General features: G+C 37.3%; 21 protein-coding genes. 5 read left to right on the top strand and 16 right to left on the bottom strand.

The genetic code is table 11. The features are described 5' to 3' along the window. Positions 1-129 precede the first annotated feature (129 nt). The 13 genes from D5J18_RS01990 to D5J18_RS01930 form a co-directional block, all read right to left on the bottom strand. Positions 130-1,887: an Ig-like domain-containing domain gene (locus tag D5J18_RS01990; RefSeq protein ID WP_119057340.1), complete on the bottom strand. Its 1,758-nt coding sequence runs from the start codon at positions 1,885-1,887 to the stop codon at positions 130-132. Further along, a complete protein-coding gene (locus tag D5J18_RS01985) occupies positions 1,868-2,728 on the bottom strand; it encodes an MBL fold metallo-hydrolase (RefSeq protein WP_119057339.1) in 861 nt (286 codons plus the stop codon). The genes D5J18_RS01990 and D5J18_RS01985 overlap by 20 nt, the downstream gene beginning before the upstream one ends. 61 nt (positions 2,729-2,789) lie before the next feature. Then, on the bottom strand, positions 2,790-3,164 hold the full coding sequence (locus D5J18_RS01980) for a co-chaperone GroES (RefSeq protein WP_119057338.1): 375 nt from the start codon (positions 3,162-3,164) through the stop codon (positions 2,790-2,792). Positions 3,165-3,399: 235 nt separating this feature from the next. Further along, positions 3,400-4,227, bottom strand: coding sequence for an enoyl-ACP reductase FabI (locus tag D5J18_RS01975; RefSeq protein ID WP_119057337.1), 828 nt, complete (start codon positions 4,225-4,227; stop codon positions 3,400-3,402). A gap of 52 nt (positions 4,228-4,279) precedes the next feature. After that, positions 4,280-4,711: a hypothetical protein gene (locus D5J18_RS01970; protein WP_119057336.1), complete on the bottom strand. Its 432-nt coding sequence runs from the start codon at positions 4,709-4,711 to the stop codon at positions 4,280-4,282. A 157-nt stretch (positions 4,712-4,868) separates the two neighbouring features. After that, positions 4,869-5,651, bottom strand: coding sequence for an ABC transporter permease (locus tag D5J18_RS01965; RefSeq protein ID WP_119057335.1), 783 nt, complete (start codon positions 5,649-5,651; stop codon positions 4,869-4,871). Between the two features lie 13 nt (positions 5,652-5,664). Further along, entirely contained in the window at positions 5,665-6,378 is a 714-nt protein-coding gene (locus tag D5J18_RS01960; RefSeq protein ID WP_119057334.1) for an ABC transporter ATP-binding protein, read from the bottom strand. Then, on the bottom strand, positions 6,375-7,604 hold the full coding sequence (locus D5J18_RS01955; RefSeq protein ID WP_119057333.1) for a nitrous oxide reductase family maturation protein NosD: 1,230 nt from the start codon (positions 7,602-7,604) through the stop codon (positions 6,375-6,377). The genes D5J18_RS01960 and D5J18_RS01955 overlap by 4 nt, the downstream gene beginning before the upstream one ends. Positions 7,605-7,610: 6 nt before the next feature. Further along, positions 7,611-8,081, bottom strand: coding sequence for a nitrous oxide reductase accessory protein NosL (locus tag D5J18_RS01950; protein ID WP_119057332.1), 471 nt, complete (start codon positions 8,079-8,081; stop codon positions 7,611-7,613). 2 nt (positions 8,082-8,083) lie between these two features. Then, a complete protein-coding gene (locus tag D5J18_RS01945; protein ID WP_245952909.1) occupies positions 8,084-8,647 on the bottom strand; it encodes a hypothetical protein in 564 nt (187 codons plus the stop codon). Between the two features lie 109 nt (positions 8,648-8,756). Beyond that, positions 8,757-10,730 carry a Sec-dependent nitrous-oxide reductase gene (gene nosZ, locus D5J18_RS01940; RefSeq protein ID WP_119057331.1) on the bottom strand — a complete coding sequence of 658 codons (1,974 nt, stop codon included), beginning with the start codon at positions 10,728-10,730 and terminating at the stop codon, positions 8,757-8,759. A gap of 26 nt (positions 10,731-10,756) precedes the next feature. Further along, positions 10,757-11,218: a c-type cytochrome gene (locus tag D5J18_RS01935; protein WP_311394700.1), complete on the bottom strand. Its 462-nt coding sequence runs from the start codon at positions 11,216-11,218 to the stop codon at positions 10,757-10,759. Positions 11,219-11,360: 142 nt separating this feature from the next. Then, the gene (locus D5J18_RS01930; RefSeq protein ID WP_119057329.1) at positions 11,361-11,993 is read right to left on the bottom strand and encodes a Crp/Fnr family transcriptional regulator; all 633 of its coding nucleotides are present in this window, start codon (positions 11,991-11,993) and stop codon (positions 11,361-11,363) included. Between the two features lie 140 nt (positions 11,994-12,133). On the opposite strand from D5J18_RS01930, the gene D5J18_RS01925 reads away from it, so the two are divergent. The 3 genes from D5J18_RS01925 (at position 12,134) to corA (ending at position 17,677) form a co-directional block, all read left to right on the top strand. Then, positions 12,134-15,805: a phosphoribosylformylglycinamidine synthase gene (locus tag D5J18_RS01925; RefSeq protein ID WP_119057328.1), complete on the top strand. Its 3,672-nt coding sequence runs from the start codon at positions 12,134-12,136 to the stop codon at positions 15,803-15,805. A 168-nt stretch (positions 15,806-15,973) separates the two neighbouring features. After that, positions 15,974-16,738 carry a rhodanese-like domain-containing protein gene (locus D5J18_RS01920; protein WP_119057327.1) on the top strand — a complete coding sequence of 255 codons (765 nt, stop codon included), beginning with the start codon at positions 15,974-15,976 and terminating at the stop codon, positions 16,736-16,738. Between the two features lie 6 nt (positions 16,739-16,744). Continuing rightward, positions 16,745-17,677 carry a magnesium/cobalt transporter CorA gene (corA, locus tag D5J18_RS01915; RefSeq protein ID WP_119057326.1) on the top strand — a complete coding sequence of 311 codons (933 nt, stop codon included), beginning with the start codon at positions 16,745-16,747 and terminating at the stop codon, positions 17,675-17,677. A gap of 106 nt (positions 17,678-17,783) precedes the next feature. On the opposite strand, the gene D5J18_RS01910 is transcribed toward corA, so the two are convergent. Further along, the gene (locus D5J18_RS01910) at positions 17,784-18,809 is read right to left on the bottom strand and encodes a phosphotransferase enzyme family protein (RefSeq protein ID WP_119057325.1); all 1,026 of its coding nucleotides are present in this window, start codon (positions 18,807-18,809) and stop codon (positions 17,784-17,786) included. 6 nt (positions 18,810-18,815) lie between these two features. Continuing rightward, positions 18,816-19,742, bottom strand: coding sequence for a nucleotidyltransferase family protein (locus tag D5J18_RS01905; RefSeq protein WP_119057324.1), 927 nt, complete (start codon positions 19,740-19,742; stop codon positions 18,816-18,818). Between the two features lie 185 nt (positions 19,743-19,927). Between D5J18_RS01905 and nagB the strand changes: the two genes are divergently transcribed. Both nagB and gyrB read left to right on the top strand, forming a co-directional pair. After that, complete coding sequence (gene nagB, locus D5J18_RS01900) at positions 19,928-21,919, top strand: glucosamine-6-phosphate deaminase (protein WP_119057323.1); 1,992 nt, start codon at positions 19,928-19,930, stop codon at positions 21,917-21,919. Positions 21,920-22,043: 124 nt separating this feature from the next. Then, complete coding sequence (gyrB, locus tag D5J18_RS01895) at positions 22,044-23,993, top strand: DNA topoisomerase (ATP-hydrolyzing) subunit B (protein WP_119057322.1); 1,950 nt, start codon at positions 22,044-22,046, stop codon at positions 23,991-23,993. Between the two features lie 81 nt (positions 23,994-24,074). Here gyrB and D5J18_RS01890 read toward each other — a convergent pair whose 3' ends face one another. Then, positions 24,075-26,480, bottom strand: a complete 2,406-nt coding sequence (locus D5J18_RS01890; protein ID WP_119057321.1) for an alpha/beta hydrolase family protein — start codon at positions 26,478-26,480, stop codon at positions 24,075-24,077. Positions 26,481-26,489 lie beyond the last annotated feature (9 nt).

Here is a 26,489-nt window from a genome sequence, read left to right as displayed (position 1 = left end):
ATTTCTAAAATTATATATAATAAAAATGGGAAGTTTTTTATGCTTCTCATTTTTTTTTAAGGCTTAAAAAATTTCAGCATAATTATTTTTTTCTATAATAAGTAAGGCTTAAAAATTTTTCTTTATTCTTCAATCTGTTTGCATCGGTGGCAGGGCACTACTTTCTATCGTTGAGTCGCTTATTTCTTTTAGTTTCGCATCTTCTTCGGGGGCATCAGACTTGGTTTTATCTTTATTTTCGGGTGAATCTATCTCCTCTCCTTTCTGGTTTTCCCCATTCAAAATCCAAGTTTCTTCTATATCCCAAAAAGCTTTGACGTCAAGTTCTTCTGCATATAAATAAATCTGCTCTGGCTGAGTGTTCGTAAAAAAGTCACCTGTATCCCACCGCCCATTAGCGTTCTCATCCACCATCATCTTTAAGCGGTAACTTCCTGGCTTCAGCCGCTTAAACTCTACTTCATCATTCTCTATTGTATATTTACTTAAAATCACGTTTCCTGTTTTGTTGAGCAATTGTACCCATACTGGCACATCAGGTTTATTCTGCAAAATCACCTTTACATTGCCATAGGCTCTTTCTTTATCCACTCTCATGCCTAAATTTACTGTATCATTTGCCTGCCCAAAAAAATCGGTCACGGCGCCAGGCAAAAGCTCTACTTTGTAATTTTTCTCAAATCGAATTGGAAATTTCAAATCAAATTCAAAATCATTTTTTTGCTGAATATTGTAACTTATTTTTACTGTATCTTCTACCAAATTGATGAGAGTCGACTCTATTTGCTGTATGGGGTAATTGCTTCGGATTTTCAAATAATCTTCTGGCACAAAAACATCACTGCTGCTAGTGAGCGTTAATGCAGGCTGAACGCCATTATTGTAGCGATTACTTCTTATGGTGTCTGACTTCTCATGATGATTTACCGCAAAAGTCAAGCGTTTATTTTTATCAGCAATTGTATCCTTCACAGGGTCAAACCAAAATTGCAACGTATCTGAGAACGGTTTATGAATGATTTTAGCTGTCTTAAATTCATGATTGATGGGCAAAATTTCTATCTCATCAGGTTGGCCACTCATTATAAAGTTGAATTTACCATAGCCATCTTGCACAACGTCATTCACACGGAAGTAGCTCCGTGGGGGGAAAAGCTCTAACTTAATTTCTTGGCTCGTATTTTTAGGATTGATTTTCCTTGGGTAAAAAGCCATGGTTTCTTCTTCTAAATCTACTCGGGTATTATTAACTTTATCTGTAAAAGCAATGAGTCTGTATTCGCTCTCTTTCAGGTGATTTAACGTGAAGTTCCCTAGCGAATCCACTTTCCCCACATAGTAAGGTTTTTGTGAAAGGATTAAGCTATCCGTATACTTCTCGTCCCATTCGTATAGGCCAACGATGATATTTTCTGGAATTTTTTTTTGGGCTGGATCAAAAACTTGGCCTTCTATCTTGAGTGAATCAATAAAGTTCCCTGTAGAGAAAACATAATTAAAGTATTTTTTGATGTTTCCTTCATTATTGTCTACTAAAGATTTCCCGAAATGGATGTTGTAGGTCGTGTTCGGCTTCAGTGAATCATTGAAAGTGATTTTCACTTTTTTATCGGCTGTCCCTTGCGGATAAAAGGTTGGTGTTGGCTCGATAGGCGGCGAAATGATAATGTTTTTAATGAAATCTTTCAACAATACAAATTCATTAAATTTCAATACTATTTCCTTTAAATCCACAGGAACGTTTGTGCTCAGCGTATCTGGCGATGAAGAAATGAGCACAGGTGGTTCTGCATCTTTTTCGCCTCCGCTGATGCTTCCTTTTTGGGCGCAGCTCACTACTAAAAATAAAAATATAAGGCTTAAAAAATTACGCAAAAACCTCCTCATAAGTTAAAATTTCATCTACTCTTATTCCTCTTTCCGTTTCTTTGAGCGTACAAAGCTCGTGTTGCGTATCATGCTCAAAGGCTAAAATCCAGTTATTTTGTACCGCTTTTTTTAGAAATACATTTTTCTCTTCCAAAGTTAACAGCGGGCGAGTATCATACCCCATCACATAAGCCAACGGTACATGCCCTGCTGTGGGAATTAAATCTGCGGCAAAGACCAATGTTTCCCCTTTATAATTGAGGATTGGAAGCATCTGCTTATCGGTGTGGCCATCGACTATGATAACATCAAAGCCTAGTTCTGTCGATTTGCGATACGCTGACTGATTGGTCGGGATGAAGTTAAGTTGCCCTTCTTCTTGAATAGGCAAAATATTCTCTTTCAGAAAAGAAGCTTTTTCTCTTGCATTAGGTTTTATTGCCCAATTCCAGTGAGCTTTGTTAGACCAAAATTGAGCATTTTTGAAAGCTGATTCAAATCCATTACCTCTATTTTTTCGTTGAATGGCTCCGCCACAGTGGTCAAAATGAAGATGGGTAAAAAAAACATCAGTTATATCATTGCGATGAAAACCAACATTTTCCAATGATTTATCTAAATTAAAATCACCCCATAAATGATAGTAACCAAAAAACTTTTCTGATTGCTTATTGCCCATTCCCGCATCGATTAAAATTAGCTTTTCGCCATCTTCTATCAGCCAAGAGCGCGTGGCAATATCTACCATATTATTGGCATCGGCAGGATTCGTTTTTTGCCAAATGCTTTTGGGTACTACACCAAACATGGCGCCTCCATCTAGTTTAAAGTTTCCGCACTCGATCGGGTAAATTTTCATAATGATTTTTTAAGGCTTAATTTTTTTATTTAAATAAGCTTTTAAAAATACAAATTAAATTTTAAAGTTCATTTTCAAAAAACTTACTATCTCGTTCTATCATTAAGATGGCATTGTGCGGGACGATAAAGTATTTTTCTTCTCGGTAAACAATTTTATGGGTTGCGTTTTGCAAAAATAAAACGGTGTCGTTCTCTTGAGCTTGGAGCGGAATGTATCGTGTCTTTTGACTCTCAGGCTTCCAATCTTCCTCGGGTTCTATAGAGGGAATTGCATAGCCAGGCCCCACGGCAATCACGTAGCCTTTTAATATTTTTTCGTTTTCTTTGACTCCGGGCGGAAGGTATAAACCTGATTTGGTCTTCTCTGGGCTTTCAGCAGGTTTTACCAATACGCGATCTCCTACCATAATGAGGTTTTTGACTTTAGGCTCCATTCTGCAAATTTATGATTTTAGTCAATAGTGATTGTTTTTTATCAGGAGATTTTTTTTTAAGGCTTATAAAATTTAGTTATAAAACTTTAATTACTCAAAATTTTTATCGGCAATAAGTTGTTTTAATTCATATATAATCAGTTAGGTCACTTCAATTCATTATCAATGCTTCTAGTGTTTAGATATTTATAAATGATAGAGTGTTCACCATTTATTAGCAACCAATTATCATGAATTACTCTTCTTCTGACTTTTTACCAGCGAAATAGCTATTAACTAGCTCATCTGAGACTCCTGTATTGCTATAGCCGCCATCGTTGTAGATGTTTTGCAGGGTCATTCTCTTTGTATAGTCGCTAAACATCATCACGCAAAGTGAAGCACAATCTTCTGCCGTTGCGTTCCCCAATGGTGAAACATCGTCTGCAATTTCTAAAAATCCACCAAAACCTTTTACGCCCTTTCCTGCTGTCGTAGGCGTAGGAGACTGAGAAATAGTATTCACACGTACTTTCTTTTCTTTGCCCCAATAGTAGCCAAAGTTTCTAGCAATACTCTCTAGGTAAGCTTTATTATCAGCCATATCGTTATAACCTGGGTAAACACGCTGTGCTGCAATGTAAGATAAAGCTAAAATACTCCCCCATGGGTTCATACAATCTTTGTCCCAAGCCGTTTTCATAACTTTGTGAAAAGAAACGGCAGAGATATCCCAACCTTTCTGAGTCCAATCGTAGTTCATGTCGGTATAGTGTTGCCCTTTTCTGACGTTGATACTCATACCGATAGAGTGGAGAATAAAATCTAGTTTTCCAAATTTTTCTATTGCTACGTTGAATAAATTATCTAAATCCTCTAGACTGGTTGCATCTGCAGGTACTACTTCGCTATTGGTCTGTTCTGCTAACTTTTGAATTTCGCCATAACGCATCGCAACTGGTGCATTCGTCAAGATAAATTCTGCGCCTTCTTCGTGGCTTTTTACAGCTGTTTTCCAAGCAATTGAATTCTCATCTAATGCTCCGAAAATGATGCCTTTTTTACCAGATAATATCCCACTCATGAATTTTTGTTTTAGTATAATTATTTACAAATGTAATTATTTCTTTTTTTATTTATGTGATTGATGCCTTTTTCCAAGATTTAATTTTTTGATTTAAATCTGGGTGTGTGAACTGATGAGAGATAATTTCCAAAGCCTCTGCTTGAAACAACGAGAGCCCATTTATGTGCAACGGAATCACCGCCCAAAAGTCTAAGTCTAACAAGAAAAAATCATTGCTTTTTTTGATAATAACAGCTTCTCTAAACAACGGCTTGAAGTTAGATTTATAGCGTACTATATCGCCCTCATAAATTCGACGATTCATTTTGTCTAAACTTGAGGTTGCTTCATCAATTTCATCAAACCCTTCTTCTCCTGCACGCCAAAACAGCAAGTATTTCCCCGTAAAAGAAACCCCCGTTGATTTTTCTTGCGCATAAGCTACAATTTGGTTTCCTCTTCTTAATCGAAAGTTCTTGTATTGTTTTTTCAAATCAGACACAAAAAAAATATATACTTTTTTTAAGAGCTTTTTTCAATTATCATCTTGTTTTTTTAAGCCTTTTAAAATTTAATAGATTAAATCATCATAACTTTATCTAGATTATAATCTTATAATTCTAAAAATCAATCATTAACAGCAATTATTTTTTAAGCTTTTAAAAATCTTTCTTAGCAGATTTAATTTTAATCCAAATCACTGGAATTACAACCCAAATCAATAATGTAGCCAACGAGAGGATTAAGCCTTTTGATGTGCCAAAAAAGCTTTTAAACACGGCTCCTGTGTAGCCCAAAAGTGCTGTGATATCTAATTGCAATAAGACTAAAATCCTGCATAAATCTATGGGATTGAGCATGGTTGCAGATAAAGTTATGCTTTCTAGTGGGTAATCTTTGAAGACGACTAATGAGAGTAAAAAGATTCCGTCGTAAATCACAGACATCAATAGCCAAAGTATAATTGCATAGCCAAATCCTTTAATTTTATTTTCGTTATAAAGTGCTATTAAATAAGCAAATGCGGTAAAAATCAAAGTCAGGAAACTCCCAGAGACCAATAGCAAAATGAAGTTCATGATTTCAGTCGAGTCTACCAATCCGTAAATTAAAAATGGTATACCTAATCCTAAAACTAAACTGATGGTAAGTGACAAGCTTAATCCGAAATATTGACCTAGAAATATGTTGGAACGCTTGATGGGCTGTGCTAATAGTAATTCTATAAATTCGCGAGAATCATAGTAATACATCACACCAAAAATGGTGGAAATCAACGGAACAAGCATGATGATAACATTCATAATCGTGATGATTCCACTAGATAAATCATTGTTCAAAAACAATAATAAAAAACCCAAAGCTAAATAAAAAACAAAGTAAACATAGCTCCAACGGCTACGCATCAGGTCGTAAAAACTGTATTTCAATACTTTCAGCATATATTTTCTATGTTTAAATTTCGTTGTTTTCTTGAGTTATTAAATGTGCAATAGCGTTTTCTAAGCTATGCTGCTGTGTTTTGGCCAACAAAGCAGGAATTTCACCTTTGAAATAAATCACGCCTTCCAATAAGAATATCACATCATCTGCCATTTCTTCTACAAAACCAATGATGTGCGATGTCATCAAAATTAATTTGTTTTTAGCCTTTTCTCTCAGGATTAATTTCTTCAAATTCACCATTGCAACAGGGTCTAATCCGCTGGTAGGTTCATCTAAAATAATGATCGGTGAATCAAACATAAAAGTTAAAACCAAATTTACTTTTTGTTTTGTCCCGCCCGAAAGATTGTTTAATTTTTTATTCAGATACGGTTGGAGTTTGAATAAATCAATCAATTCTGTAGCATCCGCTTGTACATTACGAATGTTCTGAATCATTTTGAATAATTCTTTCACCTTCAGATTAGACGGGAAATTGGCAATTTGTGGTAAATAGTCAATATTTTTTCTATAATCTGCCGAATTTTTGATGGTTCCGCCATCAATATAAATCGCTCCGTTATCTATGCGTACCATGCCCAAAATAGACTTTATCATGGTTGTCTTTCCTGAGCCGTTGGGTCCTAAAATGGCGTAAACTTTCCCTGGGTTTACCTCGAAATCAACGCCTTTCAGGACTTTATGTCTTTTAAATTCCTTATGTATATTTTCTACTTTTATCATTTGTAGGGTATCATTTTCGGTTGTGAATCAACTAAATTATCTGGGGTAAAAACAGGCGAAACTTTCTCTGAAAAATTGATAATATCGATGAATAAACTCCTGAGAAGTATGATGGCTTCTGGTGTTTCGTTCACCAAATAAGAGAAAAGTTTCACTGGGCGGTGGGGCACATCTCCGAATCCATCTTTATCCAAATCATACCCCGTGTAATCACTCCAATAATTTTGCTCAAAAGAATTATTGTTTATCCCCCCTCTATAAGAAAGTTCAAAGCTGTTATTAATAAAGTTATTTTTTATAAAATGATTATCATAAGAAGCACCCTTCACCTTCAGCGCCCATCCATTTCTTTCAAACTGATTACCTTTATAATTAATTCTATTGGTTCCTTCAATTTGAATTCCAGTAGTGTTTTTGTAGAATTTATTTCCAGTGATTTCGGCATCAGAAATTTCTTTCAAAAGCAAACCATAGGCAGAAGCTCCCCAACTTTGCTTGAAGCTATTATTTATCATTTTAATCTTATTGGAATACATCACGGCAACGCCCGTTGCATTATTTTCAAAAACATTATTGACGTACTTATTCCCGTCAGAAAACATAAAATGTAAACCATAGCGAATATTTTTGTAGCTGTGATTTCCTTTGATGATGCAATCTGCCGAACGTTCAATATAAATTCCGTCGCGTGAGCCTGTGATTTCATTGTTTAAAACTTTCACATTTTTCACGTTCCAAAAGTGCACGCCACTCCCTGAATCATAATCATTCAAAGAAGCGCCGTAGAGTTGATTGTTTTGAAGCGTTCCATTAGCGACTTGTGATAGATAAAATCCATACAAAAAATTTTTCAACACCAAATTACTGATAAAAAAATCTTGGCAGCTGGAAAGTCGCACAGCGGCATAAATGGTAGAAATATCTGAACCTACATTTTGCACTGTGAAATTGCGTAACTCTACCCCATCTGCCAAGATGTGTATGATTTGCCCTTTCTTCTCACCATCTATCACTACACCTGATTCTCCTATAATTTTTACAGATTTAGTGATTTCAATATTATATTCTCTATATACTCCTTTTTTTAACTTTATAACATCTCCATTATTCGCTTGGGTTAAAGCTTTTTTAATGCTAGATAATTGACCATCAGGAGAAACTATGATTTCTCTTCCCTTAGCAAAAATGGATAATAAAAGTAAAAGAACAAATATTTTTTTGAACATTATTTTTTAATGATTGTGATGATGATGACCATGAGAATCATGACTTCCGCTGTTCTCACCAAGCAAGGCATATGCTTCTTCTGATGTAATCGCTTTTCCGCCATTTTTCTCTAAAAATTGATTTCTTTCAGCTTCTGTTTTGAAGGCGGTAATATTTCCTCCCATTGGTGTTTCTACCGCTTCAGAATGTGCAAAAAACGCCTCTTCCACAGAAATCAACTCTCCTGGTTGTTCAATAAAGTTTACCATTTCATGGCTGTATTGGTAATCATTTCCATCTTTAAAATGAACCATACAAGACATATCATCAAAGGAATATACTTTCCCTTTGTCTGTCACTAGTTGTGCTGCGTGGATATTGTCAACAATCGTCATTTGACAAAAATCACAATTTTTAGAACCATAATTAATGGCTTGCGGTCCTTTGTTACAAGAAACGATGAACAAAAAACTGACTAATAAAGCTAAATATTTCATAATTATTTTTTTTTCGGTGCAATTAAATAAGCTACGAAGGTAAGCAACATTCCTATAAATAAAAACACTCCACCTAAAGCTGGATAAGAATGCGCATCAATATTTAAAATCCTTTTAGATCCGATAAAGGGCGGACTGAAACCCAGTATATTCCCATTGTCATCTAATATTTTAATGGGTGCCATTGGATTAAGTTCATGTCCATAATTTTGTTCCCAAAGATAAAAATCTATCATTCCTGCAGCAGCACATAAAGCCATGACAATAAACCAACCTAAATACCAGTTTTTCTCTTTAAAAATTCCTATTAAAATTCCTGCTATAGACATCACTAAAATCACAATTGGGAAAATTTTGAACTCTGGAATTGTTTCTGGAATTTCTTTCATACCAACGTAATGATTTAGAATATCAATATTTTTGATGTCATGTGGTTGATCATCTTCAAATTTATAAATGTAAATCAACATGCCTAGATCTCTTGTAGGGTATTGCGGAGCAGAAAGCGAAATTTTCCAAAGTGGGAAAACAAACAATGTCAAAAGCAAAGCACTTCCTAATACCATTAAAATTTTTGATTTCATATGAATCATGTTTTTAAAGTTAAATAAAAAGGCAAAGAATTTCACCCTTTGCCTTCTTTAGAAAAATATTTATGAAAAAACTAATTACTTACTACCTATGTTGCTCTGCAGTTTTCACAGGTTCACCCAAGCTCCAAGCCAATGGAACGTTTGAACCTTGTGGCGAAACTCGTATGTAACCTTGCATCTCTTGGTGCAAAGCTGAGCAGAAATCTGTACAATAGAATGGCCATACACCAGCTTTTTTAGGCGTCCATACCAAAGTCTCTGTTTGCCCAGGCATTACCAGTATCTCTGCATTATTCGCCCCCATCATAGAGAATCCATGTGGTACATCAAAATCCTGTTCTAGATTAGTTACATGGAAGTAAACTGTATCGCCCAAGCGAATACCTTCAATATTGTCTGGGCTAAAGTTACTCCTAATCATGGTCATATAAATATGAACATCATTTCCTTTTCTCTCTACACGTGCCTGATTAGCTGCTGTAGTAGCATAAGGGTGCTTGTTATCTGAAATGTTATAGATTTTTTTAGACTTCCCTGTTATTTTTTCACTTGGAATACCTGCTGCATAGTGTGGCTCGCCAATCGTAGGGAAATCACTCAATAGCTCCATTTTCTCACCACTAATATCGAATAATTGTGCAGAATGGTTCATCTCTGGACCAGTAGGCAAATACCTGTCCTTTGTGATTTTATTCATCGCAATTAGATATTTACCAAAAGGCTTTTGCGAGTTCCCCCCAGGAATCATTAAGTGACCTGGCGAGTAAAAAGTTGGTTGTCTATCAACGACCTCCCAAGTTCCCAATTTCCATTTTACAACCTCTGATGAAATGAAGAATGTCGTATAAGCATTTCCTTTACCATCAAACTCTGTATGCAATGGGCCTAAACCTGGTTGTTTCACCACGCCAGCCACTACTTCATCATAATCTAAGATTGGAATACCATAAGATTCTCCCACGAATTTCTTAGCCTCAATCGCTTTCAGCATTTTATCAAACGAGTGAACTGTAAGGTCTGCAGCCAATTTACCATTACCTACAATATATTCACCAGAAGGGTCTACATCACACCCGTGTGGAGATTTAGGTGTTGGCAATAAATACATCAACCCCGGAAGATTGCTATCCAATACTTTTACCTCATTTTTCATAGTAGAAACAGCTGTATGGGTCTCTTCATCATAAAGATTGTGGGCATATTCAGCTTTTTTAACAGTGAATTTACCTTCTTTGATGTATTCTTCTGCTTTTTTCCAGTTTACAGCTACGATATAATCTTTATCATTTTGTGAAGCATTAACCTCTAACAAAGTATGAGCTTCCTCTGTATTATACGTAGTAAAGAAGAACCACCCATGTGATTTCCCTCGCCCTGGGTGAGACAAATCAAAGTTGTAACCTGGTGTGTGAATTTGGAAAGCCAAATCCATATGCCCATGTTCTTGGTCAATAGAAACGAAAGAGATAGCTCCTTTGAAGTTTGATTTATACTCTTCAATAGACATATCTTTATCGTTGATGGGAATAGAGAAACGTGTTGCACCCACCAAATACTCAGTGTTTTCTGTCACAAAAGTAGAAGCGTGATTACCAGCTGTGAACGGAATTTCTAAAATCTCTTCTGTTTCAAAAGTTTCCAAACTAACTCTTGCTACACGTGGTGTGTTGTTACCATTAATGAAAGCCCAACGCCCGTCTAATTCACCATTGGTTTGCGATAAATCTGGGTGGTGAGAGTCATCCCAAGGCACAAATCCAAACGATGTGTTTAACATTGGTTTTGTTTCCTCATTATACCCCCATCCTTTCTCTGCATCTTGAGAAAACACTGGAATCACCTTTAATAATCTACCTGATGGCAATCCATAAACAGACATCTGCCCACTGAATCCACCCGATAAGAAGGCATAAAACTCATCATGTTCGCCAGGAGCTACATAAGTTCTTTCAGCAACGCTAGAAGAGAATGCCCCTCCACTTTTGCTATCCTTTTTATTACAACCTACAAAGGCCGCAAAGAAAAGGACTAAGCTTAAAATTGAAAATTTACTCATTTTAAAAAACTTTATTTTGCGTAAAGTTACTCAATTGTTCTAAAATATTCCAAAACTTGACGAGCTTCTTCTTCTGTTAAATTTTGGTTTGCCATTGGAGCGCCATTAGCTTCAGCCAATAATTGCTTAGCAATAGGATCTTTTTGAATCATTTCCTCTGGATTCAAAATCATGTTCATTACCCATTCTGGCGATCTTCTTTCCAAAATGCCTTTAGGCGCAGGTCCTATAAATTTAACATCTGGTTTGTGGCAAGCAGTACATTTAGTTTCAAAAGTTGCCTTACCTTTTGCGGCCATATCTTGGTCGATTTCAGCAGGAATTTCAACACTTGAAACTGGACCTATTCCTTTATTTTGCATTGGATCATCAGAAACCGCCGCAGTTTCTTCTGCTGGAGCTTCAACTTCAACTCTCGGAGCATTAGTTCCTACTTCTTGCTCAGGACTTGTCTCTTTTTTACCACAAGACAAAACCATCAAGCTCATCGCTACTAATAAATACGTTTTTTTCATCCTTTAATATTATTTAGTTTTTATAAACCTTTTTCGACCCCCAAAATTATAGCTAACTTTAACAATACACTTATGATTACGCTCATAAAAATATGTTAAATATAATAACAATTACTTAATTTTGAGCAAAAGGAAAATAAACTTTCCTGTTTTTTATCTCTAATTTCTTCTCCTTCTCCAATTTTTTTATCGTTCTAATTACCGTTTCCACCCGCAATGCCGTCAAATTTGCTATTTCCTGCCGTGTCAAGTTAATTTTTTTAGACTCCTTGCTTCCTTTTGTAATTTGTCTGAGTAAAGCCAAAATCCGTTGTGCAGGCTCCTGCATAGCAATAGACTCTAATCTTTTTGCCTTAAATAGCAGTCTTTCAGATAATTTCTCAATAATTAATTTCGCTACTTGATTATTTTCGGCTATCAACTTCTCAAAATTTTCTACAGAAATCTTTAAAACCTTTGAATTCTTGCTCAAAATCGCCGAAGCAGGATAAACTTGCGCATAGAAAATCGCTGCACAGCCAAAGATTTTATTATCTGTATGCAAAATACGGCTGTGGGTGAAAACGTCTCCACTTTCACTAATGGTATGAATGTTTACCTCTCCTTCCACCAACTGAAAATAATATTTCACTACTGCAGCCTGACGAAATAAATATGTGTCTTTTTTAGAATAAATTTCTATCGCTCCGTAAGCTTTCAGCAGAGCTTCATCAATTAGTCCTTTTTTTCCCTCTACAAACTCCATCATAAAAACTAAGATAAGTAAAATTTTGAAATAAAATTAGATTTTTTAAGCCTTTAAAATTTTTCTGTTATGATTTTCATTCGTTTTAAAAATGAAATCTTTCATATCTTTACGAAAATTTTTTGAGCCTTTATAAATTTTCTATGAATAGACGCATTTTTATTCAGAAACGCCCCGATTTCGATGATTTAAGCAAAAGCACCACACAAGACTTACGCATGATAAGCCATGAGGTGGAAGTCAAAGCCTTTGTTGTTTACGATATTTTTAACCTGACGGATGATGAATTCTCAAAAGTCAAGAGCACCGTGTTTGCTGACCCCGTGATGGATATTTTGCACGAGCAGCAACCCGATTTATCATCATACCAGTGGACATTGGCTGTGGAGCCACTGCCAGGGCAATTTGACCAACGTGCTGATAGTGCCGAGCAGGCCGTGCAACTCATCACAAGAAACAATACGGTGAAGGTGAAGTCTGCTATTTTATACGCCTTTAAAAATTTCACTGCTGAAAACGCATCTGAATACAAGCGCTTCCTTATCAATACAGTAGAAACTCGCCAAAAAGATATGACTCTGCTAGATTCCCCCACACATCAAGTGCCAAGCAAAGTCTCTTCAGAAGAAGGCTTCATCGAATTTGATGAAATTCAACTTGAAAATTATTTCAAAGATAATAGTTTCTCCTTTGGCTTAGATGATTTAGCCTTCATTCAAGATTACTTTAAAAAAGAAAAAAGAAATCCTACCGAAACTGAACTAAAAGTCCTAGACACCTATTGGTCAGACCATTGTCGCCACACTACTTTCCTTACTGAGCTCAAAAACATTGAATTCAAAGGTCATTTTCAAGCGACTCTACAGAAAATATTCGAACATTATTTAGCCTTAAGAAAAGAGCTGCAGCGAGAACACAAACCTATTTCTCTGATGGATTTGGGCACAATAGCCGCTAAATATCTTCACTCAAAAGGTAAATTGAAAGATTTAGTTATTTCTGATGAAATCAATGCCTGCACCATTGAAGTTGAAATTGATGTTAACGGAAAAATGGAACCTTGGTACTTTTTGTTTAAAAACGAAACACACAATCACCCTACTGAGATTGAACCTTTTGGCGGGGCATCTACTTGTGTTGGTGGGGCCATCCGTGACCCGCTGAGCGGGCGTTCTTTCGTTTACCAAGCCATGCGACTCACGGGGGCTGCAAATCCGCTAGAACCTGTAGAAAAAACACTCCCTGGGAAGTTGCCTCAACGAAAAATCACGCAAGAAGCGGCCAACGGCTATTCTTCTTACGGAAACCAAATTGGTTTAGCCACTTCACATATCGCTGAAATTTACCACCCCGGCTACAAAGCCAAGCGTATGGAAGTTGGTTTTGTGGCAGGAGCGGCTCCAGTGGACGCCGTCAAAAGAATTCAGCCAAAATCAGGGGATTTAATCATCGTTTTGGGTGGAAAAACGGGTAGAGACGGAGTCGGGGGAGCCACAGGCTCTTCAAAAACACAAAAAATTGATGCCATCGAGACAATGAGCTCAGAAGTTCAGAAGGGCGACCCTGTGCAAGAAAGAAAAATTCAACGCTTGTTTCGTAAACCAGAAGTCACACGACTTATCAAAAAATCCAATGATTTTGGGGCAGGTGGCGTCTCTGTGGCCATTGGCGAAATTGCCGATGGTGTTCATGTGAATTTAGATAAACTTCCTGTGAAATACCAAGGTCTCAACGGAACGGAACTTGCCATTTCTGAATCTCAAGAGCGTATAGCAGTCGTCGTAGATGCTGATGATGCAGAAGAATTTATCCAAGCTTGCCAAGAAGAGAATATTTTGGCCGTTATCGTGGGAGAGGTGACAGATAAAAATCGCTTGGTCATCGAGTGGAAAAATCAAAAAATAGTTGACCTTGACCGAACTTTTCTTGATACGGCAGGATGCAGAAAATCCAATGATGCAAGCGTAGAAATCGAAGCTCCCGCTGTGACTGAAAAAGAAAGCTTCAATAAAGAACAATTTTTCAAAGCCTTAAAAAATTTAAATATCGCTGGGCAAAAAGGCTTAATTGAAAAATTTGATAGCACTGTGGGGCAAACTACTGCACTAATGCCGCTGGGCGGCAAAAACCAACTGACGCCAGCCTTAGCAAGCGTTCATACCTTTCCAGTTTTGAACAAAAACACCAATACCGTTTCGATGGCGAGCTGGGGCTACGACCCATATTTATCTGAACAAAATACGCTCTGGGGCGGCGCCTATGCCGTGGTAGAAAGTGTCAGCAAAATTGTCGCTTCTGGAGGGAATTTTGAGAACATTCGGTTGAGTTTTCAAGAATACTTTGAGCGTTTAGGTAATGATGCCCAAAAATGGGGAAAGCCTTTGGCTTCGCTTTTGGGTGCTCTTGATGCGCAATTGAATTTTGAAATTGCTGCAATTGGGGGGAAGGACAGCATGTCAGGGACATTCCAAGATATTCATGTACCACCGACTTTGATTTCTTTTGCCGCTTGCGTAGGCAAACTTGAAAATATTATTTCCCCTGAATTTAAAGAGAAAAATCATCACATTTATTATTTCAAACACGATATTTTGCCCGATGGAATGCCGAATTACAATCAATTGAAAGAAGCTTATACTCAAATTCATCAAGGCATCCAAGATGGGCAGATTGTATCAGCACAAATCGTGAAAGAAGGTGGCATTGCGGTGGCGCTAGCCAAGATGTGCTTTGGAAACGAAATCGGTGCTGAAGTGAGCATCCAAGGCGATTTACTGACACCAAATTTAGGCGGATTGATTTTAGAATCTACTGAATTTTTAAAAGGCTTTACAAAAATTGGGGAAACGCAAGAGAAGGCTCAGTTGACGATAAATCAAGAAACTTTTGAAATTAATGAGATGATATCGGCTTGGCTTTCGACAATGGAGGACTTGTTCCCCACACACTACCAGCATTCGCCTTCTGCGCCAAAAAATATTTTACCTTTTGTAGAAAAAAATATTCAAATCAAAAATGGAGCTTTGCCCAAGGTCTCGCTGCCAATTTTTTCTGGGACAAATTGTGAGTATGATACCGAGAAAGTCTTTTTGGAAGCTGGAGCTAAAACCAACGCTTTTGTCTTTAATAATTTAAATGAAAATTTATTGAATCAATCTCTTGAATTCATGAAAAAAAGCATTGATGAGAGTCAAATTTTGGTTTTCTCGGGTGGTTTTTCTTCTGGAGATGAACCCGATGGCTCGGCAAAATTCATTGTTTCTGTGCTCAAAAATGAAATGATAAAAGAGAGTATTCATCAACTTTTGGCGCGCGACGGATTGATTCTAGGTATTTGCAATGGCTTCCAAGCCTTGATAAAATCTGGATTGGCTTCATACGGAGAAATTCGTGATTTAGATGAAAATTCTCCGACCTTGGCACACAACAAAATTGGACGACACATTTCTCAGATGGTTGACGTCAAGGTGGTAAGCGATCGCTCTCCTTGGCTCAGTGGAATGAAGGATAAAATTTACCGCATTCCTGTTTCGCACGGCGAAGGTCGATTTAGCGTAAAATCAGAAATTTTTAAAGGCTTAGAAAATTTAGACCAAATCGCCACACAATATGTTGATTTTGAAGGAAATATTTCTTTCGATATGCCACACAACCCCAATGGCTCTTACCAAGGTGTGGAAGGCATCACAGACCCGAGCGGGAAAATCTACGGCCGAATGGGGCATGCTGAACGCTACCGCAATGGCTTGCTGAGAAACATTCCCGATGCTGGATTTATGGATATATTTAGTAATGGGGTTAGGTATTTTGAGTAATTAGTTTTTAGAGAATAGCTCTTTTGGGAATTATTTTTTATAAAGAAAACGGCTTTTAATGATTTTTTGCTGCACCGATTCTCAAAATTTCAAGGCTTATAATTAATTTTGCCTACATTAGCGGAGCTAAAATAAATATTTATTTTTTTAAAAGGCTTAAAAAATTCTATGAAAATTATTTTTAAACTACTCATTGTTAACTTTTTACTATTACATTTCACGCAATGTGACTCACAAAATAAATCTGGAAACATGAGGGATGCGTCTAGCGCTGCTACTGCTGCAAAAACTCAGCTACTGGCGCCACAGGATTTTGAGCAAAAGATTTCTGAGCAAGAGGGCTTAATCATTGATGTGCGTACGCCACAAGAGTTTGCGGCTGGGCATATAGAAAATGCGAGTTCTCTTAACTTCTTGGCTAATGATTTTTTGGATAAAATGGATTTAATTCAAAAAAATCAACCTCTTTTTGTGTATTGTAAATCGGGGAATCGAAGCTCAAAAGCTGCTGAGACGCTCCGTATGAATGGCTTTGAAGATGTTTATGAGCTAGATGGCGGCATCATGGCCTGGCAAAATGAAAATCTGCCTGTGGTGGTGAGTGAGGATTATACAGCGGAGGAAGGAAATGCCGTTTCGGTAGAAGATTTTTTAAGCCTTCAAAAAAATCATGAAAAATTATTGGTAGAGTTTAGCACAACATGGTGTGCACCTTGCCGCTTGATGAAACCAATTGTAGAGGAAGTAAAGGAGAAGTATAAACAAGATGTTTTTGTGCAAACTATAGATTTAGATGAGAGCCAAACGCTGGGGCAGAAGTTGAACCTGAGAGGTGTTCCTGTTTTTATTTTGTACAAAAATAGTGAAGAAGTTTGGCGACATTTGGGGTTGATAAAAAAAGAAGATTTAGAAGAACAATTAAACCAACTCTAATTTGCTATGATTACTTATTTTCTGGTAGAAAACGATAAGCTGGTTCAGAAAAAAGAGGCGAATCCTAAAGACCATAACTTGATATGGGTAGACTTGATTGACCCAACAGAACAGGAAAAAGCTTTTGTAGAAAAAGCCTTCAAAATTGAGCTTTTTACAGACCAAGAGAGTGAGGAAATTGAAATCAGTTCGCGCTACATCGAGGAAGAAAACGAGATTGGTATCAATATGAATTTCACGTACCGAAAAGATGATGATGAATACCTAGAAGCCGTTTCTTTTATCTTAAAAAATGGCATTTTATTTACCGAGCGAGATAATGAATATTTGACTTTTCGGGCAACTTATCGCCGTATGAGAATCAATCGCCCTTTTAGCGGAGAACATGCGTTTCTGATGATTTTAGACACACGAATTGATGCTTTGGCAGATAATATTGAGCGTGTGACTGATAAAATTTCTAAGCTTACACGTTCTTTGGTGAAAGATGAAATACTAGATAGTGAAACGCTCAAAGAACTTACCAGTATGCAAGATAAGAGCATGATCATCCGAGAGAGCTCAATGGAACTTCAGCGAGTGCTCTCTTCCATCAGCAAGAGCCGCATTTTCCCTAATGAGCATCAAGACACTATTCGCATCATGATGAAGGATTTAAGCTCACTGCTGGAGCACACAGCATTTAATTTTCACCGGCTGGAGTTTTTGCAAGATTCTTTTCAAAGTTTAGTCGATATGGAACAGAATAAAATCATGAAGGTTTTTACGATTATGACCGTGATTTTTGCTCCCCCAACTTTGATTGCTGGAATTTATGGAATGAACTTCCAAGACATGCCAGAGCTTAATTACGAATTTGGCTACCCTCTTGCTTTATTATCTATTGTATTAATAATGATTGCTCCTCTTTTTTATTTTAAAATGAAAAAATGGCTGTAATTTTTTTTAAGCCTTAGAAAAAATTAAATCAAGTCCAAAAGTTTTTATGAAAAAAAATTCCATTTTCAGCATTTGAAAATGGAATTTTTTTAAGGCTTAGATTTTTTTAACCTAAAAATCCCATCAGTCCCTGTAGCAAGTGAATTTGATTTCTCGCGCGGTCTAAATTTTGATTTGGCCGGTGCGTTTTATAGTACACATCGCCATTGAGATAATCCGTTAAAAACCGCATGGCTTGCACATAAATCACGGTTTTGGCTGCTAAGTCTAAATTCTCTAACTCAACTGCTTCTAGTTTGTCTGAAAGATTAGCAAGAAATCCTTTTTTCAGCGCTTCGTAATATTCAGATGAGAAAACATTACCTAACGTTGGGTCGTCTTCTTCTTTTTGGTTGGTAAATGAGCGCACCATATCGCCAAAATCATACAAAATTGTTCCTGGCATCAGCGTATCCCAGTCTATCAGAGCCAAAGCTTGCATTTCATCCTCTTCTTTGAAGAGGTAATTGCTGATTTTGGGGTCGGCATGAATCATTCTTGCTGGTAGCGCATTTTCTTCTACCAAGGCAATCCATTCGTCAAGAAAAGATTGATTATCTTGCACAAACTTGATTTCTTCTTTCGCGGTTTCTTTTCGCTCGGGTGAAGCATTTTCTAGAGCTTCTTGAAAAGTTGTCAATCGGTTTTTGAAGTTAATGAACCCTACAATCGGCTCTTGGAAATCATTCACATCCAAATCATATGTATGCGCATGGAAATCGCTCAAGCACTCAGCTGCTGCTTCGGCTTGCTCAGCATTGAGGGCAGTCATAAAATTTTGACTTTCTTCAAAAAAAGGAATCATTCGCCAGCACTCATCATTGTGATAAGTCAGGTATTGACCGTCCTTATTTTTAAGAGGTTTGATAATGGGTTTGTCATAATTTTTTTTCTCTAAATGATTGGCGACAGCAATCATGTTTTCAATGATAACTTCAGGCTGAGTAAAAATAGATGTATTGATTTTTTGCAAGACATAATGACCTTTTTCATCGGTGATGAAAAAGGTATTATTAATATGTCCTGAAAAATTTTCTTCTATCTGATAATTTGAATCTCCTAAAAAAGAGCTTACAATTTCGTTCATTTTCATTTCATTTTATTTCCAAAGCGGTGCAGGATATTCTCCTTTTTCAGCTCTTTCTTTCAATTCATTTACAACGATTTCTCGGTCTTCTGGGTAAGTCATTCCAAACCAATCGGCATTGCTCTGTTCTACCCATACGGTCACATCGTCTTTTTGAATCAAACGATCGATGTGTTTAGGTAAATAAAATTCTTGTTTTTCTTTGTTTTCAATTCGCTTGAAGAACGCATCGAAATCTTCTTGTAATTTTTGAATAATCGATGGATGAAGCACCCAAAAATTCATCGAAACTTTAGATTCTGGCGCTAATTCAAAGTCTTCTCCCGTTTCTTCTGAAGTAAAATAAATCTTACCGTCCTCTTTTTTCTCAATTTTAGTAAGCTCATCGATTTTCACCAATTTCCCATCTTCTACTTTACACACACCACGAGAAACGCTTCCATTATCGCTCAGCGTATTATTGAGCACAAAGCTGATGAGTGCGTAATGAGACTCGTCTATTTTGTTATCTTTCACCAATTGATGAGCAATTTCAAAGGTATGCTTCCCGTAGTAGTCATCGGCATTCATCACAACAAACGGCTGATGCAAAACCTCTGAAGCGGCTAAAACGGCGTGCCCCGTTCCCCAAGGTTTTAGTCTTTTGGGGACTAAATCTTGGAACTCTTCAGGCACAAAATCTTGCATTCGCTGTTCGCAGAAATCCACTTTGATTCCACGCTCTCTTAGTGGTTTTTGTAATAATTCTTTAGTCTCTTCTGTGATTTGGTCATTGATAATGAACACCACGTGGTTTACCCCGCTTTCCAAAGCATCATAAAAAGCAAATTCCATCAAAGCTTCACCATTAGGGCCTACGGTATCTACTTGTTTTTGACCGTTGTAGCGACTCCCTAACCCCCCAGCTAATACGACTACTGAATAGTTTTTATTCTCCATTTCTTTAGTTTAACTTTTATATTTCAATTAATTTCCTAAATATACAAAACTTCTTTCTCCCTTGCTAAAATATCTTTATGATTTTTTAAAGGCTTAGAAAATTATGTTTTTTTAGCGTTTATTACAATAAAAAACTTTAACTTTAGTACTTCTTTAGCACAAAATAATAAACCAACTAAAAAAGTATGGAAACAATACTTGAAACGAATGAATCTTTAAAGAAAAATCAACCTTATTTTAAAAAACCTGGAGATGATTTTGAGTACTCTCAGCTAGCAAGAGAAGAAAGAATTCCGGTTGAGATTTTCCAAACAGCAGAAAAAGGCTCCATTGAAGCGGCCAAAGAAGTGGCTGAGCTAATTCGCGAAAAACAAAAAAATAATGAGACGTGTGTGCTTGGCTTAGCAACTGGCAGCAGCCCAATACGCATGTACCGTGAGCTCATCCGTATGCACCGCGAGGAGGGCTTGAGTTTTCAGAACGTGGTTACGTTTAATCTTGATGAATATTATCCTATACCAAAAAACTCCGTGCATAGCTATAACTACTTCATGAAAGAAATGTTGTTTGACCACGTGGACATCAAACCCGAAAACATTCATATTCCTGACGGCGAAGTAGATAAGAGTAAATTGAAAGAATATTGCCAAAATTACGAAAAAGCCATTGATGAAGCGGGTGGTTTAGATTTACAGGTTTTAGGCATCGGACGTACTGGCCATATTGGTTTCAACGAGCCAGGTTCTCACATGAATTCTTACACTCGCGTGGTAACGTTAGATGATTTAACTATGCATGATGCTGCGGAAGATTTTGGTGGAATTCACAATGTACCCAAAGGTGCGATTACCATGGGAGTGGGCAGTATTTTTAAGGCTAAAAAAATTATTCTTCTTGCTTGGGGAGACAAAAAAGCAAGTATTGTACAAAAAGCGGTAGAAGGAAAAGTCTTGGATGAAATCCCCGCAAGCTTCCTGCAACGCCACGAGAATGTGAAGTTCATTTTAGATTTAGGAGCTGCTAGCGAATTAACTCGCATCAAATCCCCTTGGAAGGTGGGCAGCGTTGACTGGACGCCTTCATTAATTAAAAAAGCAGTCATTAATCTTTGCTCTACGGTGAATAAACCAATTCTGAAATTGACAGATAAAGATTACAACGATAATGGACTTGGTGAATTGGTGGTTCTCTACAAATCGGCTTATGATGTGAACATCAAAGTCTTCAACGAATTACAAAATACCATTACTGGCTGGCCTGGCGGAAAACCAAACGCTGACGATTCTAAACGCCCTGAACGAAAAGATCCTGCACAAAAAAGAGTAATAGTATTCAGCCCACATCCCGATGATGATGTGATTTCTATGGGAGGAACGCTGAAACGACTTATCGACCAAAATCATGATGTACACGTGGCATATCAAGTTTCTGGAAACATAGCCGTAGCTAATCACGAAGTAATGCGCTACCTTTCTTTCTTCAAAAAATATTTTGAAGAATTATACCCCAAAGATTCTTTGGTGAGTGAGGAGTATAAAAAAATAAAAAACTATATTACCACTGGCGGAGATATTCACACTGAAAATATAAACCCTGAGATTTTGAAAGCTAAAGGCTTAATCAGGCAAGGAGAGGCGACTTCGGCATGTGATTACTTAGGTTTAGGTGCCGAAAAATTACATTTCTTAAACCTTCCATTCTACGAAACTGGAAAAATCAAGAAAAATAACCTTTCTCAGCAAGATGTAGACATCATCAAAGAATTATTGAGAGAAATCAAACCTCATCAAATTTATGCTGCTGGAGATTTGATGGACCCCCATGGGACCCACCGCGTCTGCCTAGAAGCTATTTTCATAGCTCTAGATCAAATCAAAAAAGACAGCGATGATTGGCTAAATGATTGCTGGGTGTGGATGTATCGTGGTGCTTGGCAAGAATGGCCAGTGAATGAAATAGAAATGGCTGTGCCGATGAGCCCCATGGAGGTGCAAACTAAACGAAATGCAATTTTACGGCATCAGTCTCAGATGGAATCTGCACCATTCAAAGGAGGAGATTCCCGACTCTTTTGGCAACGTGCCGAAGATAGAAATCATGAAACAGCAGAAATCTATAATCAATTAGGTTTAGCAGAGTATGAAGCGATTGAAGCTTTTGTACGCTACATTCCATAAAAAAACTTTCGCTTTATAAAATGTGAATAAATGTTTGGGGGCTGGTGGCTCCCAAACTCGTTTAAATTATTTAAATTTCTTTACATTTGTTAAATAGGATTTAATTTAAATGTCGAATTGAAATATGAGTGAGAATAAAAGACAATATACAGCAGACAGTATACAATCGCTAGAGGGTATAGAACATGTCCGTTTGCGCCCTTCGATGTATATTGGTGACGTAGGAAAAAGAGGTTTGCACCATTTGGTCTATGAGGTGGTAGATAACTCTATAGACGAAGCCTTGGCTGGCTACTGTGAGGTAATTTCTGTCACCATTCATCCCAATAATAGCATCAGCGTTTCTGATGATGGGCGTGGTATCCCAGTTGATTTTCATAAAAAAGAAGGAAAATCTGCCCTAGAAGTTGTAATGACAAAAATAGGTGCTGGTGGTAAATTTGATAAAGATTCTTACAAAGTTTCTGGTGGGCTTCATGGCGTGGGGGTTTCTTGTGTGAATGCTCTTTCTATAGAACTAACCGCTACAGTATATCGCAATGGGAAAATTTACCAACAAAAATACGCTAAAGGAAAAGCTCTGACTGAGGTGGAAGAAATTGGAGAATCTCCACTCACTGGTACAAAAGTAACTTTTTTGCCTGACGATACGATATTCAATGAAGTTCAGTACAGTTTTGAAACTTTAGCTAATCGCTTGAGAGAATTAGCTTTTCTCAACAGAGGTATTAAAATCACATTAACTGATGAACGTGAATTGGACGAAAACAAGAATCCTAAATCAATGGATTTTCACTCTGAAGGTGGCTTGAAAGAATTTGTTGAATTCATTGATGAAAACCGTGAGCCCTTGATGAAAAAGGTGATTTACATGGAAGGTGAGATTGATGACATTCCTGTAGAGGTAGCGATGCGTTACAATACTTCTTTCAACGAAAATCTACATTCGTATGTGAATAATATCAATACCCACGAGGGCGGCACACACTTGACGGGCTTTCGCCGTGCACTTACTCGAACGCTGAAAAAGTATGCTGATGATAATATGCCAGCCAAAGAAAAATCAAAAATCAGTATTACGGGTGATGATTTTCGTGAAGGTTTAACGGCAGTCATTTCTGTGAAAGTGATGGAACCTCAATTTGAAGGGCAAACCAAGACAAAATTAGGAAACTCTGAAGTCTCTAGCGTGGTAGATAAAGTGGTAAGCGAAATGCTCAGCAATTATCTAGAAGAAAATCCTAATGAAGCGAAAATCATTGTAGATAAAGTCGTACTAGCAGCCAAGGCAAGGCAAGCTGCCAAAAAAGCACGTGAAATGGTACAACGCAAAAACCCGATGGGCGGAAGCGGATTGCCAGGGAAATTAGCCGATTGCTCTTCCAAAGACCCTGCGGAATCAGAAATTTTCTTAGTCGAGGGGGATTCAGCTGGTGGAACGGCCAAGCAAGGAAGAGACCGTCATTTTCAGGCTATTTTGCCACTGAGAGGTAAAATCCTCAACGTAGAAAAAGCCATGCAGCACAAAGTCTTCGAAAACGAAGAAATCAAAAATATTTTCACGGCACTGGGCGTTACCATTGGTACTGAAGAAGATGCCAAAGCTCTAAATACCGAAAAGTTACGTTACCATAAAATCGTAATCATGACCGATGCCGATGTGGATGGCAGCCATATTGCAACGCTCATTTTGACTTTCTTCTTCCGCTATATGAAAGAATTAATTGAAAACGGAAATATCTTTATCGCAACGCCTCCTCTCTATTTACTAAAAAAAGGAAAAAAAGAGGTTTATGCGTGGGGTGAAAAAGAGCGGGAAAGAATTCAAAAAGAATTATCTGGTGACGAAACTGGGAAAGGCGTGGGCGTACAACGCTATAAAGGTCTTGGCGAGATGAACGCTGAGCAACTTTGGGATACAACAATGAACCCTGAAAATAGAAAACTCCGCCGCGTAGACATTGAAAATGCAAGCGAAGCTGACCGTGTGTTTTCGATGCTGATGGGGGATGACGTTCCGCCGCGTAGAGAATTTATCGAGAAAAATGCTATTTACGCCAATATCGATGTTTAAAATTTTTTAAGGCTTGGAAAAATCTCTACAAAAAAAGGAAAGCAGAAGATGCTTTCCTTTTTGTTTAGATTAATTTTAGCTTTAATTTTTCAAACATTTGTCTAAAAATTGTTCTTGTTCCCAAAGGGTATGCAAAATGCTTTCTTTGGCTACATAGCCGTGGGATTCTTTGGGTAAAAGTACCATTCTCACAGGTGCTCCCAAATTTTTTAAGGCTTGGAAATAACGCTCGGTTTGCAGTGTAAATGTTCCTGGATTGTTATCTGCAGCACCGTGAATCAAAAGCATTGGTTTTTTCATCTTATCGGCGTTCATAAATGGCGACATAGTGTTGTAAATATTCGGGTTATCCCAATAATTTCTTTGCTCGCTTTGGAATCCAAAAGGAGTCAAAGTTCTGTTGTATGCTCCACTCCGGGCTATTCCACAAGCAAAATCATCTCCGTGAGTCAATAAATTAGCCGTCATGAATGCGCCATAAGAATGCCCGCCCACTGCGACTTTATTTCTATCAATATAGCCTAATTTGTCTACCGCATCTATGGCTGCCTTTCCGTTAGCTAATAATTGCGGAATGAATGTATCGTTCGGCTCTTCGGTTCCTTCGCCAATAATGGGGAATGCGGCGTCGTCTAAAACAGCATAACCTTTTGTTACCCAATAAATAAAAGAACCATAGTACGGATATGTGAAATCATTGGGATTCTGTGTGCTCATTCCTGCCGTGCTTTTGTCTTTGTATTCTGTAGGATATGCCCAAACTAGCAGCGGAAGTTTTTCTTTTTTAGTATTTCTATCATAATCAGCTGGTAAATAAAGCGTTCCCGTTAATTCTACACCATCGTTTCTTTTATATTTAATCACTTCTTTATACACATTTCCTAAGCTTTTAAACGGATTTTCAAATTGTGTAACTGGTGTTGTTTTTCCTGATTTAATATTTTTTTTATACGAATTAGGATATTGTTTTGCGGACTGCTGCCTTACCAGAATTTCTCCTTTTTTAATGTCTAAAATATCCAGAATATCTTCTTTAGCATTCTTTAAATTAGACGTATAAATTCTTTTTTTGGCTAAATTTTTCAAGTTCAATTCATCAATGAAAGGGTTTTTACCATCTTTGGTGAATCCCTCGCCAATCAAATAAGCCTTGTTATTGTCTTCTACATCAATCACGTTTCTGCCGTATTCATTTCTGGTAAGATTGAACTTGCCTGGGGCATTATAAACGTCTTGGTAATTTCTATCCTCAATTACTTGGGCTTTCCCCGTTTTTAAATCAATCAAGAAGGATTTGTGATTTCTGGTGTCATACCAGCGTTCGCTCACCAAGGCATAATCAGCGTCAGACCATTCAATCCCAGCATATCTCTGCTTTAACTTAAAAAATGATTTCGGAGCTTGAGAAAACGGAGCTTCCCAAGTGAAGATTTCATCTCTATATTCTGCTTCTTTCGCTTGGTCTCCGCCATCCAGTGCTTCCACAAAAACCAAAGTTGCTGGTGCATCGTCTCTCCAATCGAAATTTCTTTTCCCTGTTCTAGTAGAAGAGAAACCTTTTGGCATGATTTCCGTCAATGGGACTTCATTTACAGTTTTTACCAAATTCCCGTCCAAATCATACACATTGTAAATCATTGGAAATCTGCTCAAAGGGACAACATATGAGAAAGGTCTTGTAATGGTGACCAACATTAGGTATTTCCCGTTTGGGGAGAAACTAGTCGAGATGTAAAGATCGGCCTCCTTTAGTTTTGTTTTCTTCCCTTGGAGGGAAACTTTGTATAATTCTGATTTAGTGAGCGTTTCAAAATTAATTTCATCCTGTGGATTTTTCAATAAATCTTGGTACGTTCTAATTTGCGAAACTTCTCCCGTTGAATTAGAAATAATCGGCCCAGTTGGCAAATCTTTAGAATCATCTGCCAATGCAGGTCTATTGCTGGGGATTTGCCTTATCAAGATATTTTGTGAATCTCTATACCAAGCGTACGGCATCCCCAAGTTGGCATTCAAATTATCAGCGGTTATTTTTTTAGCCTCAGCCGTTGCCAAATCCACGACCCAAAGTTCTACGCCGTTTTGTGTTGTGTTGGTGAAGGCTAATTTAGTCTCATCGGGAGAAAAACTGGTGTACGCCATTTTAGCATTCTCTGGAAGTCCTTTCACTTGAATTTCCTTCTTCCCATTGATTTTTCTTAGCTTCAAATTATTTACATAATTCATTGAGCTAGAGATGTTTGTTATTGGATTTATCCTCAAGCCTCCCAATCTTATCTCTTCTTGATTTAATTCGTCCAGCGTTTTATATGTGTTTCTGTAATAGAAAACTATGTTTTCTTTCTTGCTATCCATAGATACGCTTGGGGGTCTTTCAAAGTCTGCTAATTTTAATATTTCTTCTGATGGTTTTTGATAAGAAATATTTTCCTGAGCGTTCACCAATTCCCCAAAAGTCAATAATGCCATTATAAGTCTTCGTTTCATAAAAATTGT

The sequence above is a fragment of the Candidatus Ornithobacterium hominis genome, from assembly GCF_900538215.1.
GTDB lineage: Bacteria > Bacteroidota > Bacteroidia > Flavobacteriales > Weeksellaceae > Ornithobacterium > Ornithobacterium hominis.
The sequence above is the reverse complement of the archived record's forward strand: the minus strand, read 5'-3'. Positions and strand labels throughout refer to the sequence as shown.